This is a genomic window from Agarivorans sp. TSD2052, from assembly GCF_023238625.1.
GTDB lineage: Bacteria > Pseudomonadota > Gammaproteobacteria > Enterobacterales > Celerinatantimonadaceae > Agarivorans.
Genome location: NZ_CP096670.1, coordinates 1,122,736 through 1,138,284 on the forward strand (window position 1 = coordinate 1,122,736; position 15,549 = coordinate 1,138,284).

The 15,549-nt window shown below is 44.0% G+C and carries 12 protein-coding genes and 1 riboswitch; of the genes, 5 read left to right on the top strand and 7 right to left on the bottom strand.

The genetic code is table 11. The annotated features are described in order from the left end of the window. Positions 1-25: 25 nt before the first annotated feature. Positions 26-1,249, bottom strand: coding sequence for a threonine/serine exporter family protein (locus M0C34_RS05060; RefSeq protein ID WP_248714567.1), 1,224 nt, complete (start codon positions 1,247-1,249; stop codon positions 26-28). A 215-nt stretch (positions 1,250-1,464) separates the two neighbouring features. On the opposite strand from M0C34_RS05060, the gene M0C34_RS05065 reads away from it, so the two are divergent. Beyond that, positions 1,465-3,180, top strand: coding sequence for an NAD-dependent malic enzyme (locus M0C34_RS05065; RefSeq protein ID WP_248714568.1), 1,716 nt, complete (start codon positions 1,465-1,467; stop codon positions 3,178-3,180). Between the two features lie 80 nt (positions 3,181-3,260). Here M0C34_RS05065 and M0C34_RS05070 read toward each other — a convergent pair whose 3' ends face one another. Further along, entirely contained in the window at positions 3,261-3,704 is a 444-nt protein-coding gene (locus M0C34_RS05070; protein ID WP_248714569.1) for a PACE efflux transporter, read from the bottom strand. A 124-nt stretch (positions 3,705-3,828) separates the two neighbouring features. Here M0C34_RS05070 and M0C34_RS05075 point away from each other — a divergent pair, with 124 nt between their 5' ends. The 3 genes from M0C34_RS05075 to M0C34_RS05085 all read left to right on the top strand — a co-directional run bounded on the left by M0C34_RS05075 (position 3,829) and on the right by M0C34_RS05085 (position 7,786). Beyond that, positions 3,829-4,731, top strand: coding sequence for a LysR family transcriptional regulator (locus M0C34_RS05075; RefSeq protein ID WP_248714570.1), 903 nt, complete (start codon positions 3,829-3,831; stop codon positions 4,729-4,731). Positions 4,732-4,935: 204 nt separating this feature from the next. Further along, positions 4,936-5,126: riboswitch (FMN riboswitch) on the top strand. Positions 5,127-5,286: 160 nt separating this feature from the next. Beyond that, positions 5,287-5,940, top strand: coding sequence for a 3,4-dihydroxy-2-butanone-4-phosphate synthase (gene ribB / locus M0C34_RS05080; RefSeq protein ID WP_248714571.1), 654 nt, complete (start codon positions 5,287-5,289; stop codon positions 5,938-5,940). Between the two features lie 385 nt (positions 5,941-6,325). Continuing rightward, positions 6,326-7,786: an alpha/beta hydrolase-fold protein gene (locus M0C34_RS05085; RefSeq protein ID WP_248714572.1), complete on the top strand. Its 1,461-nt coding sequence runs from the start codon at positions 6,326-6,328 to the stop codon at positions 7,784-7,786. Between the two features lie 309 nt (positions 7,787-8,095). On the opposite strand, the gene M0C34_RS05090 is transcribed toward M0C34_RS05085, so the two are convergent. Continuing rightward, entirely contained in the window at positions 8,096-9,079 is a 984-nt protein-coding gene (locus tag M0C34_RS05090; RefSeq protein ID WP_248714573.1) for an aldo/keto reductase, read from the bottom strand. Positions 9,080-9,232: 153 nt separating this feature from the next. On the opposite strand from M0C34_RS05090, the gene M0C34_RS05095 reads away from it, so the two are divergent. Then, positions 9,233-10,135: a LysR family transcriptional regulator gene (locus tag M0C34_RS05095; RefSeq protein WP_248714574.1), complete on the top strand. Its 903-nt coding sequence runs from the start codon at positions 9,233-9,235 to the stop codon at positions 10,133-10,135. Here M0C34_RS05095 and M0C34_RS05100 read toward each other — a convergent pair. From M0C34_RS05100 to M0C34_RS05115, 4 genes are all read right to left on the bottom strand, one after another. After that, positions 10,132-11,001: a glycoside hydrolase family 16 protein gene (locus M0C34_RS05100; RefSeq protein WP_248714575.1), complete on the bottom strand. Its 870-nt coding sequence runs from the start codon at positions 10,999-11,001 to the stop codon at positions 10,132-10,134. The two genes, M0C34_RS05095 and M0C34_RS05100, sit on opposite strands and share 4 nt — an antisense overlap. Before the next feature lie 316 nt (positions 11,002-11,317). Continuing rightward, positions 11,318-13,654, bottom strand: a complete 2,337-nt coding sequence (gene rnr / locus M0C34_RS05105; protein WP_248714576.1) for a ribonuclease R — start codon at positions 13,652-13,654, stop codon at positions 11,318-11,320. A gap of 436 nt (positions 13,655-14,090) precedes the next feature. Then, a complete protein-coding gene (gene yjjX, locus M0C34_RS05110) occupies positions 14,091-14,633 on the bottom strand; it encodes an inosine/xanthosine triphosphatase (RefSeq protein WP_248714577.1) in 543 nt (180 codons plus the stop codon). Between the two features lie 107 nt (positions 14,634-14,740). Then, a complete protein-coding gene (locus tag M0C34_RS05115) occupies positions 14,741-15,487 on the bottom strand; it encodes a sugar nucleotide-binding protein (RefSeq protein WP_248714578.1) in 747 nt (248 codons plus the stop codon). Positions 15,488-15,549: the final 62 nt, after the last annotated feature.

The window sequence follows — 15,549 nt, forward strand, 5'->3', positions numbered from 1 at the left end:
TGGTAATCATCGCTTATTGTTATGTTTAAAGAGAGCTGCGCTGAGGGACTGCAACATTAGCGAACAGAATGCCGGCCACTATAGACATGAAAATCAAAAACGTTTGTGAACCAATATTTGGAATGCTCACCATCGATTGACCCAGTACCATCGAATTTAAACTGATATAGGCTTTGCTCCCTGGGACCAGCAATACGATTCCTTGTAGTAATACCACTGATGCAGGCGACTTGGTCAGCTTTGCGAACAGGTTTGCATATACTCCCACGACAAATGCACCAATAAAGGGGCCTAGAGCATCGCCTAAATAGAAACTACCCGCAAAGGCCGCTGCGTAAGCAATCACCCCCGACAGTACTCCCCAAACCATATCTTTACGGCGCACTTTAAACACAATGGTGAGTCCCAAAGATAATAACACTACCCCTAGCCACTTTATCCACCAGTCGCTTACCGTTACAACATGCAGGTCTACCTGCCCCCATACCAACGAACCAATAGCCATCCCCAATACGGCGCCAAAATAGAGCTTAAACAGCACCATTACACCATCCATCACTCTAGCTGTGCCTGAAATTAACTCTCTCGCGGCTAATTCGCTTAAACCTAGGGTTAGTGATAATCCGGGTATAAAGATGATAATCGAGGAAAGGATAACGATCGGTATATCTATCTGTGGCTCTAGTTGGGCGATGCTTACTGCTATAAATGAACAGAGCAGCGCAGCTACCGGCTCCAAGGCTTCATTGATGCCTTTTGAATGCTCAGCGCGGTAGGCTAGATAAAATGAAATAATACTGAGTAAGCTAGCCCACAAAATAGTGGTCCAGTTGGCCGACATTAGCATAGCAAATGCGCCACCGGTAACGGCAAAAGCGAGCAACATGGTTAGTGGTGAATGAACAGCAGGATATTGTTCCCAGCGATTTAACGCATCCATGGCTTCGCCTAAACTAATCTCCTCGTTACTCACTTTAACGACTAACTGGTTGGTTCTGGCCAGCATGCCTAAATCGATTTCACCAGGTTTTACCCGCATCACATAGTTGTATTCTTGCGTATCATCAGGCGCCCACAATACAAATGTTAGCGAGGTTGGGGTTACCAAAAAATAGCCATTTAAACCTAGAGTCTCAGCCACATTGCGTAGGTGAGATTCCAAGCGAAATGCAGGGGTTCCATATTTGTGCAGGGCTTTACCCAATTTAATGATGAAGTTTCGTTTAACTTCAAAAGGAGATTGTCTCAAAGCGAAATCATTTAGTAAGAATAATAGGTTAAATTGTATATCAGCTTGGCCAATTTGTTGTCATTGCTTCGTGTTAAAAATTAGGGATATTGCATATTGCCGAAGTGGGTGCAAAAAAAAGGCCGTTTTTTAAGGAAATAGCGTACAGAATCAGCGGGATCATTTATCATTTACCTTTTGCGCGATTTTTTTCACTCGCTGTCTTGGAGGACGTCATGGCCACTGGTAAATATTTACGCTGGAAAGATGAAAACGGGAATGAGTTTCGCCCTGTTTCACTATCTGGTAATGCTTTGCTTAACGATCGAACCTTAAATAAAAGCTCGGCTTTTAGTTTTGAAGAACGTGAAGCTTTTAATTTAGCCGGTTTATTGCCACCTAAACCGCAAACCTTTGAAGACCAATTAAAACGTGTTTACCAAGGGTTTTTAAGCGCCTGTAGCGATATCGAGCAATACCAGTATTTGCGAGCCCTACAAGACCGAAATGAGACCTTGTTCTATGCGTTAGTGTCTCGCCATATCGAGGAAATGGCCCCCATTATTTATACGCCAACCGTAGGCAAAGCTTGTCAGGAGTTTAGCCACCGCTATCAAAAAGACCGTGGTTTATACATTACCGCCGAGAATGTAGATCAAATGGGCGACATGGCGCGTCACTTTGCCGGTAAAGACATTAAAATTATCGTTGTTACCGATAGCCAAGGCATCCTTGGTTTAGGCGATTTAGGCATTGGCGGTATGGGCATTCCTATTGGTAAGCTTTCGTTATACACCTTGGGCGCAGGCATCCACCCAGCACGCTGTTTACCTATTGCTCTAGACGTAGGTACCGACAATCAAGACTTACTCGATGACCCCATGTACTTAGGGCTTCCTAAAAAACGGATGCGCGGTCAAGAGTATAAAGATTTCATCGAGAAGTTTGTGGCGCAAACTAAGCTGCATTTCCCAGAAGCTGTATTGCAATGGGAAGACTTTAGTAAATCTAACGCTTTCGATAATTTGTCTCAGTATGAAGATGAGCTGCCTTCATTTAACGATGATATTCAAGGTACGGGTTCAGTAGTGCTAGCGGGTGTTATTGGCGCGACTAAAATAAAGAATGAAACCTTAGGTGAGCAAGTATACGCGGTATATGGCGCTGGTGCGGGTGGGGTTGGCGTTGCTGACCAAATATTTGCAGGCCTTCTTAAAGAAGGCATTAATCATCAAGAGGCGCGAGACCGTATTTTCATTTTAGATTCTCGCGGGGTAGTATTTGATAATCGCGCTGATCTAGATGAATATAAAAAACGCTACGCCAAGCCTTTTGAGCTAGCACAAAACTGGACACTGGCCGAAGAAGGCAAAGCCAGCTTAGGCGAGCTTATCGACAATACGCCGGTTACCGTATTGCTAGGCTGTAGCGGCGTGGGTGGTGCATTTAAAGAAAGCCACGTGAAGAAGATGCTGGAATATACAACACGCCCAATGGTGTTTCCATTATCTAATCCAACCGACAACTGTGAAGCATTGCCAGAAGACGTATACAAGTGGAGTAATGGCCAAGCGATTGTGGCTACTGGTAGCCCATTTGACGACGTTGAATACAAAGGCCAAACCTACCGTATTGGCCAAGGTAATAATGTATTTATTTTCCCTGCTGTAGGTTTAGCGACTATCGTTTCTGGGGTGAGCAAAATCACTATGGAAATGTTCACTACCGCTTCATTTGCTTTGGCAGAGTATGTATCGCAAGAAGATTTAGACAGCGGCTGCGTATTCCCAAGAATGCGCAAGTTAAAAGACGTGTCTAGCGTTGTGGCAAAAGCTATTTTGGAGCAAATTCAGCTAACCGACCCAGAAGGCTGTTTAAGCGGTAAAGATATAGAAAAAGAGCTGGCTGAACACATGTGGGAGCCTATATACCTGCCATATCGCAGGGTTTAAGCACTTCAGTATGTACTAATTTAAGGAGCCTTAAGGCTCCTTTTTACTCTGCGTTTGTACTGATTATGTGGCTTTGATTTCTACCGTAGCGCTTCAATGTGTTTTCTAGTCATTAGGTTTTGTCGAACTATCACTCTTATATGGTCGTAACTAAAGTTAAAGATAAATGCATAAATGGTTATAAATACAGTTACTCCTAAGTCCATCACAAAGGCTTGCCATAAGCTGACATTCAAAATGTACGCCATTACTGGAATGGTTAACACTAATAAGCCTGCTTCAAATAAGATGACATGAGCAATACGCAACGACAATGGGCGTCTATTTTTTTCGCCTGTTGCAAAACGATCAAAAATTAAATTGAACCCATAGTTCCAGACCATCGCTATTGTAGCTATAACTACCATGGTTCCTGATAGTGAACTCAGTTCATGCTCAGTGAATATGGCTAAGCCTGTTATTGATAAAGTCACGGCTAATAGTTCAAATAACACAGAGTGAAAGACTCTTTCTAACGTACTCATACAATTTCTCCGCGAAAGCGTTTATTAAAGAAGCGTGATTATGACAGGCGCGATGTCGAAATAAAGTTAACAACTATCACGAATAGTGATAGCTTGGGCTGTCCCCGCTAATATTAAGGTCACCATGTACAGCTTTGAGCAACTAAAAGTTTTTGTCACGGTGTGTGAGTGCGGGTCTTTCTCGGCAGCAGCTCGTAAATTAAAGCGCGCTCAGTCAGGGGTAAGCCAAGCAATTGCCAATTTAGAAATAGCCATTAATCAAGACTTATTCAGCCGTGAAAAAAATACGCCAGAACTCACTGAGAATGCCAAAGCACTGCTACCGATAGCAAGGTCTTTGCTGCATCAGCAGAAGTACTTTGACCAAAAGGTCGAATCGTTAAGTAATGAATATGAACATGAATTAGTGATTGCGATTGATGAGAGTTTAATCAGTGATGATTTTTTGCAAATACTTGAACCGCTGGCAGCGAAATTTCCAATCACTAATATTGAGATAGTCGCTAGCTCAACCTTCGATGTTGAAATCATGGTTAGCACCGGTAAAGCTCACTTAGGAATCGTTTATGCCGATGGGGAGTTAAAAGTGGACATGGATTTCTTTCTGCTGGGACAAGCTCGTTTTCTTACGATTTCATCACCTGAGCATGAATTGGCACAATTACCTATCGTACATGACGCTGATTTGAAAAGGTACCGGCAGTGTGTGCATCGAAGCTATCAACAAAAAGAGCTTTGGTTCAGCTACGGAATAAGTACGGTGATTTGGTATGCAAATACCCACCAAACCTTAGTTGAATTAACACAAAAAGGGATTGGCTGGGCGAACGTACCGGAGTTGTTGGTCAACCATAAGATTGAGCAAGGTCAACTTGTCGCCTTGCCGGTGGCTCATGAATATAATGGATGGTTAACATCTATAGGGTGCTTGATTTCTCGACGTCATGCTGGTGGACCGGTATTGGAATATTTGACCAATTCACTGCAGCGCTACCACTTCAATGACCAGCGTTGGGAGTTGAAATGAAATGTGGTTTCTTTTTTGAATAGCGAGTCATAAATATACATATTAGCTTTGTGCTAGCAGCGTTCTCTATGATGCTAGACGGGCAGGTTATTTGGTGTAAGTACGATCATATTTCGTCTTCTATTTTTTCTTCGTCAGTACGGCATTGTGTTTATGTATAAATCGAGGCACCATTAACTGGTTGGACTTGTACTAGCAATTCCAACAAATTCTCAGGGCGGGGTGTAACTCCCCACCGGCGGTAATTAGTGTTATTTAACCCTAAAAGCCCGCGAGCGCCCAACAGCAGTTGGGGTCAGCAGATCTGGTGACTTAGCTTTTTGTCTAGCTAATAGTCCAGAGCCGACGGTAATTTGCAGCTTGGCTGTGATGAGTCCGGATGGAAGAGAATCAAGCAGCATAGTTTTGCATTCATTTTGTGTGATGCTAAGTAATTAGTGCGCGCCTGCGCGGTACTAAATTGTTGCCGATAACAAATCATAAACCTTGTTTATGGTGCTATTCCTGCACGCCCTGATTCTGGAAAACCTAATGTTGTAATTAAGGACTTTAACCATGAATCAGTCTCTACTTGCCGAATATGGCAATGCTATCGAACGCGTTGACGCCGCACTTACAGCCTTGCGCTTAGGCCAAGGTGTACTGGTGGTTGACGATGAAGACCGCGAAAACGAAGGCGATTTAATCTTTGCTGCCGAAACCCTCACTGACGCACAAATGGCTATGCTGATTCGCGAATGCAGCGGTATTGTTTGCCTGTGTATCAATGATGATAAAATAAAACAATTAGATCTACCGCCAATGGTGAGCGACAACTCTAGCCAATTTGGTACAGCCTTTACCGTGAGTATCGAAGCTAAAGTGGGTGTAACCACCGGTGTATCTGCAGCAGACCGAGTGACTACCATAAAAACCGCCATTGCCGACGGCGCAACACCTAGCGATTTAGCGCGCCCTGGTCATGTTTACCCGTTACGTGCTCAGCCTGGCGGCGTATTAACTCGCCGTGGCCACACCGAGGGAACGGTAGATTTGGTGACTTTAGCAGGTTTAAAGCCGGCGGGAGTGCTGTGTGAAGTAACCATGCCAGATGGTACCATGGCGCGTTTACCGGAGATTGTAGCGTTTGCTAAGTTGCATGCTATGCCAGTACTAAGCATTGAAGATATTGTGGAGTATCGCAAGGCATTAATGAGTAAAGTCGGCTAAGGTCTCGCTTAATAGTAAATAAAGGGGTCTAAGGGCCTCTTATTTGATTAGGTACTTAGAACGATTGTTGATTGATAGTTGTGTGTGTTGGTAAACGCGTTTTGCCGCCAAAAATTCGAGCCTTTAACAGGGGACCTAATACCGAGTGCTACCCATGTCAGCTTTGATGCTGATAAAGCTACCTTCCCTAAGGTGAGAACCTATTCCATTGAACGGATTGCTGCCAGTTCATTAATCTCCCTCTAAAAGTAGCTGGCTAAATAAACCATATATTTTTATGGATTTAGTCGCAAGCATTTACATTGTGACTATTGGTTTGTTTCTCTCTATGTTTCAATGCTTTTGATTGAATTGTTAGCAAAGTTTTAAAGGGACAGTATTAAAAATGGATAAGATGCGGTTTATTGTCATACCGCTTTTTGTATTATGGCTAATGGGTGGCTGCGTCAGTATTGGTCAACCAAGCTGTAACAATTATGCAGGTACTTGGGAACTGGTTGCTAATGTTGATGACAGCAATTGCAGTGGTGTTGGTCAGCGTTTTAAGCAAGTGTTTGTCGTGAATCAAAACCAATGCCAATTAACTATTGATGGTGGTATTCAAGGCGACATTAAAGGGCAGGGAATTACCTGGTCTTTACCCAGCGGTCAAGCCAATGGCGGAACCATCACCTATTCATCGGCGCTCGCAGAAATCGACAATCAAGTCATTAACGGTGCTTATCACTGGCAATGGAGTGACGCCAACTATCGTTGCTCGGGGACTACCTCGGTAGCAGGACGTATTTTGTCTGACCAAGAGGCTGCTAAGGCGGAACTTGGAGAATTTGCTATGCAGATAAAGCATCCCATGCTTTCTCCAAGCGAAAATAGCCAAGCTCATACCTTTAGTATCACAGCTAAAGGTGCCAAACAGGTTTACTTAGCGGGGGAAATGAGTGATTGGCGGCCCAATGTGTTTGCTATGCAGCCAGATGAAAACGGCTTGTGGTCTATTACCTTGTATTTGGCTCCAGGTGCTTGGCAGTATAAATTTATCGTAGACGGGACTTGGATCGCTGATCAGAACAATAGTCATTCGGTGCCAGACAGCCATGGTGGAGTTAACTCTGTACTGCTTATTGGCGAAGAAGATTTACTCTTAAAGGCAGATTCAGCAGTAGCCCATGGCAATATTATTGAAGCGGATCTGGCCAGTAAGCATCTAGCTCAAACCAGCGCTTATGCCCTGTATTTACCTCCTAATTATCACACCTCGAAACAAGATTACCCCTTACTGGTGTTATTGCATGGCTATGGCAATAACTATAAGCAGTGGATTATAGACGGTAAAATTCAACACTTAATGGATAACATGATTGCCAATAAGAGTATTGAACCATTTATTGTGTTAATGCCTTCTGCAGGAACCAGCTATTACAAAGGACAGCATGAAAGTTTCATTATGCAGGAGCTGCTGCCTCATGTTGCTGAGCAATATCAAGTTAAGGCTGGGCCAGGTTATAGTGCTATTAGTGGTATATCAATGGGTGGCGCAGGTGCGTTTTATTTAGCACATAAGTACCCAAAGCAATTTGGCCTTTCGTTGCCGCTTAGTGGTTATTTTGATATGGAAATGTATCCCAGCTTTAGTTGGCAGAACTTCACATTGGATGCTGAGCTTACTCTGTTTTGTGGAGAGGATGACTCAATCAGTTACCCATCTAATCGACGTTTAGTTGAACAACTTAATCAGCAGGGGGTTGAGTTTTCTTACTTGACCGCTGAGGGTGGACATACTTGGCGTTATTGGAATGGTATTTCAGAACAAGTGCTTAAGCAGGTATCGTCGTTTTTTGCGCAATAAAATAAAAGGGGCCCTAAGGCCCCTAATCAGTTTAAGCGTTTAGTACTTATTGTTGTGTTATCGCTCAGCAAGAGCGCTAACATTAGTCTATAACAAGCTTTGGATTATGGAAGGTCAAATGAGTTTTTTTTGCATTTGTGTGACAAAAGTGTGAACTCAGCAACACTAATATGAAACAACTTAATTAGCAGGCAGGGTGTTTACTGAGCACCAAGCCCTTTATTATTTTATGAGGCTTTATATTTAGTCTTTAATTGTAATCATCTAAAGGCTTAGACAATGCTAAGCCCTGTTATTGTTTGTTTAATGTTAGAAGCGCTCAAGTCCAGCGGGTTTATTGGCTAAAATAGTATCGACTTTATCCCATATCGTTGAATCTAAGCGCTGCGACAACTCAAGAGCTTGCAGGTTATCATTTAATTGTTCTAATTTTGATACGCCTAAAATAACACTGCTTACTTGTGGCATACGTAAACACCAGTTTAAGGCTAAGTGGTGTAGTGGCATATCCAGCTGCTGGGCAAGTTGATTAAGCTGAGAGATTTGTTCTAACTTGTTGTTTTCACCAATTAGCATATCACGCAGCCATTCGTAACCTGGCAAACTTAAACGGCTATTTTCTGGTACCCCATTTAAGTACTTACCGGTGAGTAAACCACTGGCTAAAGGTGAAAAGATTGTCGTGCCTAATCCGGTTAACTGATAAAGCGGCAGGTATTCACTCTCTACTTTATCGCGCACCATCATGTTGTATTGTGGTTGCTCCATGACTGGTGCGTGCAAGTTTTCAGCTTTAGCTACCGCCCATGCTTCAGTAATTTGCTGAGCGCTCCACTCCGAAGTGCCCCAGTACATCACCTTACCTTGGCATACTAGGTCATGCATAGCTCGTACTGTTTCATAAATCGGGGTATCGACGTCGGGCCGATGGCAATAAAAAAGATCCAAGTAATCAACTCGTAAGCGTTTTAGTGCGGCATGGCAGGCATCAAATACATGTTTACGGCTTAAGCCCCGCTGGGTAGGTTTGTTTCCTCCCCAAAAGACCTTGCTAGACACAACAAAACTATCTCGTGACCAGCCAAGCTGCTCAATGGCTTGCCCCATTAAACGTTCGCTTTCACCGCTTTCATAGCCTTCGGCGTTATCGTAGAAATTGATGCCCGCATCATAAGCGCGCGTCATAATGTGTTTAGCGGCAGTTAAATCGACTTGCTTGCCAAAGGTCACCCAAGAACCCAAACCAAACTCACTGACTTGAAGGCCGCTGCGACCTAATCGACGGTATTGCATGTTGTACCTGCTTAAATGGGAAAAGATAGCTCAAGTATAGAGTTTGTATACCCGCTAAAAAGAGGCATAAAGCAAAATTACTGTTTGATATAACGTATAATTGGCTTGTTTTGAGTATTATTGTGCATAAATGTTTAGTTACTGGTGTGGTTAATGTCTAAGAGTCACAAAAAATTAGAGCGCTTATTGTTGTTTTACGAGGTTGCTCAGCAGCTTAGTTTTTCTAAAGCCGCTGAACAATTGGCTATTTCTCGCAGTTACCTATCGCAACAAATTCGCCGTTTAGAGCAAGACCTACATACTCAGCTGTTGATTCGAACCACACGAACCGTGAGGTTAACTACCGAAGGGCATAAGGTGTTCCTACAAGCTCAATCCATGCACCATAATTTGTTAGATTTAGAACGAGACTTAGAGCATAGTGGCGAAGATGTTGCGGGTATCTTACGAGTCACTGCTCCGGCAGCGTTTGCTGATTCGTTCTTGGTGCAATTATGCCAAGGGTTTAGCCAGCGTTATCCTGAAGTGAGCTTTGAGGTTGATGTTGGTCATCATTTAGAAGATTTGCACGAGCGTAACTTTGACTTGGCCATAAGGGTTACCGCTCAACCGCCGCAAAATATGGTGGCTCGTCAGCTGACCCAGTATAGTCATTGGGTGTGTGCATCCCCTGAATACTTAGCGGCTCATTTTGTTCCCCAGCAACCTAGTGAACTGACAGAGTTACAGTGCTTGGCCTTTCCTAACTGGCGCGCTTGGACATTTAATCGCGCAGGCAAAAGTGAAGTGATTGAAGCCCAAGGACAGTTTGCGGTAAATGATAATAACATTTTGATTAAGGCCGCATTGAATCATCAAGGGCTAATTAGAGTGCCTGAACACTTACTATGGAAGCATGTTAAAGCGGGCCGTTTACAGCGGGTTTTAAGTCTTTATCAAGTTGAACCTCGGCAAGTTTGGATGCTTTATCCACCGAAGATTGAACATTCATCCCGCTTACAACATTTTGTGGCTTATTTGCAAGAACAGATAATCCAGTTGCAATTATTTAGCTAATCTTGAGCTTGGTAAACCCTCAAGTAATCAACTTCCATTTGGGCTGGAAATATTCGGTCTGATATGGGATTACCATCGTAATTGCCGCCCACTGCGAGATTGATGATTAAATAGAAATGTTGGTCGAAGGGGGCGGGGAACGCTTGGCCTTGAGTAAACCACGAAGATTGAGTGGCATATAGCTGCTCATCTACATACCAGCTAATCCCCTGAGGGCTCCAATCAATTCGGTAAACATGAAATTCACTGATGTCACTATTACTAAAGATGTGGTGACGTTCTGAATAAGTATTGTTGGGCCATTGTGCACCATAGTGAATAGTGCCATTGATTTGTGAAGGGGCGCTGCCGCGCGCTTCCATAATGTCTATTTCGCCCGATGCCGCCCAAGTGCCATAAACATTGTCTTGTGGCATTAACCAAAAAGCGGGCCAAAGCCCTTGCCCGGTGGGGAGTTTGATTCTAGCTTCAAAGCGACCGAAGCGTTGCGCAAATAAACCCTGGGTCTTTAATCTGGCTGAGCTATAACGGTAGTTTCCGTATGAATCGCTGCTGCTCTCAACGCGCGCTTGTATCACTAATTGCCCCTGACCATTAAGGCCTACATTTCTTGAGTGATTGGTATAAGCCTGTAATTCCCTGTTTCCCCAGCCAGAGATATATTGGCCATTCAAGATAAAGCCATTGCCGATATCAAATGCCCATTTGTTTAGGTCGAGTTGCTTACCCTCAAACTCATCGCTCCAGGTTAATTGCCATTTCACGGCAGGTGAGTGATTGCTGTTCGGCGGGGAAGTGGTTGCACTGGCGAGAGTGTCGAAAGCAAATAAACTGATCGTTATTAATACTGTAACCCAGCCTTGCATTATCGCCTCCATTCTTTATCAAAGAGGATGATGCCAGCATATTCGATATACAGCGGTGTTGGTTATTCAATTCTTAGAGCTGGATCGTTAACGAAGTTTCGCTTTCTTGTTTATGACATTTAGTTAAGTGTTTTGCTTAGCTTGAAGATGATTGTTATTGGTAAAGTAACACCGCCACCGTGACTAATAATACCTGTGAAGGTGAAGTGTTCTTAGGCTTAGCTTAAGCCGGAGTCAAAGCTTGGTAAATTGGATAAGTTCGCACACCAGCGACCTTTTAGAAAGTCAGCTGGTGGCAAATTACTTAGCTGCGTGTTTAAGCGACTTTTTTAGCTTTGCTTTTAGATTTAGCTTTATTTTTTTTCTGTTTGTTCGCTGAACCCGCCGATTTAGCTTGTTCTAAAGGTACCAGTTCAATTTTGCGTTGCTCCATATCGACGCGAGCAATTTTCACCTTAAATTTATGGCCAATGGCAAAACTCTTACGGGTATTTTCACCGGTTAAACGTTGCTTGTTGGCATCGAAGTGATAAAAATCTCCCGCCAGTGATGAAATATGAACCGCGCCCTCTACAGCCATTTCGGGCAGCTCTACATATAAGCCAAAGCCATTTACGCCGCTAACAATACCGTCAAAGGTTTCGCCTATGCGATCTTGCATGTATTCACATTTAAGCCATGCGTCTACATCCCAGCTGGCGGTATCGGCTCGGCGAGCTACTAGCGAACAGTGATCAGCGAGCGTTAACATTTGGGCTGTATCGTAAGGGTAGCTTTGAGCCATTTTTAATGGCGATGCACCAGCGACTCGTTGCACAGGGTCTAAACCCTTACCACTTAGCGTTTTAAAGGTGCGCGTTAAAATACCGCCAGTTTCTTTACTGCGAATAATTGAACGTATCGCCCGATGTACCAGGAGATCTGGGTAACGGCGAATAGGCGAAGTAAAGTGAGCATAAGCCTCAAAGGCCAAGCCAAAGTGACCGTCGTTTTCTGGGGTGTAAATAGCTTGGCTCATTGAGCGCAACATGATCATTTGAATAACGCTGGCATCTTCACGCTGTTGGATTTGGCCAATGAGTTGGTTGTAGTCTGCTGGACTAGGTTTGTCTCCACCACCAAGGTTTAAGCCAAGCTCAGCTAAAAAAGCCCGTAGACTGCTTAGCTTTTTCTCTTTAGGCCCTTGGTGTACACGATACAAAGCCGGAATATTTAGCTGCTCTAAGAAGCGGGCAGTAGCAACGTTGGCACACAGCATACATTCTTCAATCAATTTGTGTGCATCGTTACGAACCAGTGGAACAATTTGCTCAATTTTTCGCTGGTCATCAAACACAAAGCGGCTTTCGTTGGTTTCAAAATCAATCGCACCGCGGCGGGTACGGGCATCTTTTAATACCGCGTACAAACTATGTAAATCATGTAATTGTGGTACAACCTTAGCAAACTGTTGGGCTAGCTTTTGGCCGGTTGAAGAATTGCTTTGCTCTAACATCGCGCCCACTTGAGTGTATGTTAAGCGGGCATGAGAGTGAATAAGGGCTTCGCAAAACTGGTAGCTAGTGAGTTCGCCCTGCGCATCAATTTGCATGTCACACACCATAACCAAACGATCTACGTGCGGATTAAGCGAGCATAAACCGTTAGAAATAGCTTCTGGGAGCATGGGCACTACATGCCCAGGAAAGTACACTGATGTACCACGCTTTTGCGCTTCCATATCTAAAGGGCTGTTTGGCTGGATGTAATGCGATACATCGGCAATGGCTACCATTAAGCGCCAGCCTCGGTTGCTGGTCGGTTCGCAATATACTGCATCGTCAAAGTCTTTGGCGTCTTCGCCATCAATGGTAACAAAGGCGGTATCTCGCAAATCAATCCGGTGTAGCTTGTCTTGTTCAGCGACTTCCGACTCAATCTTCTCTGCTTGTTCTAAAGCTTCTGTTGGCCACTGGAAAGGAATATCGTGGGTACGAATCGCCACGTTAATTTCCATACCTGGAGCCATAGGGTCACCAATAACTTCAGTGATATGGGCAATCGCGTTATCACGCTTATGCGGATAGCTTACTAAAACGGCGCTCACATATTGACCTTCAGTCGCGCCCATAGTTTGCGCCGCAGGGACATCGATTTGTTGAGTGATTCGCAGGTTATCAGGCTGCACACTAAAGTAACCATCACGCTCTTGGAAACGACCGATAATTTGCGTGGTGTTCTTTTCGATAACATTGACAATGCGTGCTTCTTCACGGCCGCGATTGTTAAAACCATTAGGCAATGCTTGCACAACATCACCATCAAATACTTTACTCATTTGGCTATTGTGCAGCACAAAGTCGGTGTCGTAGCCTTTACATTTTAGAAAGCCAAACCCTTCGCGGTGGCCCATTACGGTGCCCACTAAGTACTCGCTCTCATCTACGGGCCAGTAGTTACGTTTTCTGTCGCTGTGTAATTGACCATCGCGGCTCATTGCAATGAGGCGACGTCGCAGCGCTTCTAAGTCGTCGTCACTGTGTAGCTTTAAAGTAACAGCAATCTGTTCGCGGTTAAGGGGTTCACCTTGCTCGTCAAGAAGGGCAATGATGGCGTCGCGATCTGGGATTGGATTGGTATATTGTTGCTCGCTAGAGCTTGAGTGTTTACTCATAGTTATTGTTCTCTGTTAATCGGGCCAATAACCTTGCTCTAGGAAAATCATGAAATGTTCTATATGTGCAGTTCAGATATAACTCTCAAGGTTTTTAGGCCATAGCGCTCGTTGCTCGAGTCGCCAAATAAATGTGTTACTAGCGTTTACACCAACATATTTTGGTTAGCTAGCAAGGATGTATGCCGACTTATAAACTGTATTTGTGACAGTTATATGATGGGCAGAGTAATCGTTTGCTTTAAGCAAGATTGGAAAAACAAGCTGGAATTTAAAACGACGGAACGAAGGTTAAATGAAGGCAACCTAAAGCGGAGTTCAAAAAATAGACTGATTTTCTAATGGCGCTAACTCTATAGTGTTGTGGCTGAATGTCAACTTTTGTCACAATTGAAGTGACATTTAGCCTTTTGAGTGGCTCTTTAGCTTGTTAGGCTTACTGCGAAAATAGCTCGGCATGGGCGAATTGGACTAAGGCTAAAACGAGGGCATGCACGTAATTGTCTTCACGTGTTGCAAGGCCATTGGTTAGCAAACCAATGGCACCGCCTTTTTGTTTGATGTTATGGGTGTTAAACAGTTTGTCCATGAGTGGGCCAAGTTCTTCACCTTGTTCTAGAGCTTGATAAACACTGGACGGTAGCGGCATGTTAGCGCCTCTACCTACAGACACTTGCTGTGCATTGGCTATGGCAACATAGGCAAAAGTCGCTGGGCCATCCTCAAACTTATCAACCCCTCCTTCAATGGCCGCATAAATGTCGGCGGTTTGCTGTTGCTGGCAAAAGCGTAAGCGGTTTACCGCTCCATCTCTCGTTTGTTGGCTGGTCATTGGTTGCTCTGGCACTAAAGAGGGGGCATCAATGCCCTGGCAATCAATAGTTTGCTCGGGGTAATACAAGGCAAGAGCCCTTGCTACAGCGCGGATCTTAACGGGATTACGTGAGCCGACCACCACTTTTAGAGAACGATTAGACATAACAACTCTAGATAAACGACGAATAATGATGTTGCAAATGCTAGCACAAATTACTAAGAAAATGCGCTAACAAATAAGTGGGGGAAGTCGACCCAATAAACGGGTTTTTAGCGCTGAAGCTGCTGAGTAATGCTATCACAGGCAACTCTAGAATCGATGATTCGGCCATCACGCTGAGGTACTTTTGCTGGGCGTACATCCCAATCTAATTGGTATTTTTGCTTAATAAGTTCTACTAGTTGGTAAAATGACAAACCTAGCTCGTTTCCACCAATATGGTAAATGCCGGCTTTTGCTTGTTTCGCTAAACGGATTAAACATTGCATGCTATGTTCAACATAAGCTACGGCGGGCAGCCATTCAGTGCTAGCTTCTAAATACCCCTTTTCATTATGCATATCGCGAACATGAGTCAACAAGTTATCTTGTTCGAAGGTATCGAACATTTGCCAGCCTAAGCGAGCAACAATAATGTTGGGATTAGCAGCAAGTGCAGCGTGTTCACAGCTGATTTTGTAACGCCCGTATTCATTTACAGCATCGGCTGGATGTTCAGGCGTGAAAGGCCCTTTGCTGTCGGGGTTAAATACGCTCTCTGTACTGGTAAACACCATTGGGATAGTCAGTTCATCGGCGATATCGGCAAGTATACTCAGCCAATCTTCAGAGCCCGTCGCTAAGTGAAAAATGGCATCAATTTTATGTGCTCGGATATAAGCAATTTGTTGAGGGCGATGAGTGATGTCTAGCTGCTGACGGTCAAAGCTAATAACTTCCACGTTTGCTTGCTCTAAAGCTTGTTGCAAATAGGGGGCTAGTCGACCATTTAAACCTGTGACTAAAGCGCGTTGCATTATTTATCTCCAAGCTGACTAATAGTTAAGGATGATGCAGATTAGGTGTTACAACTACCAGA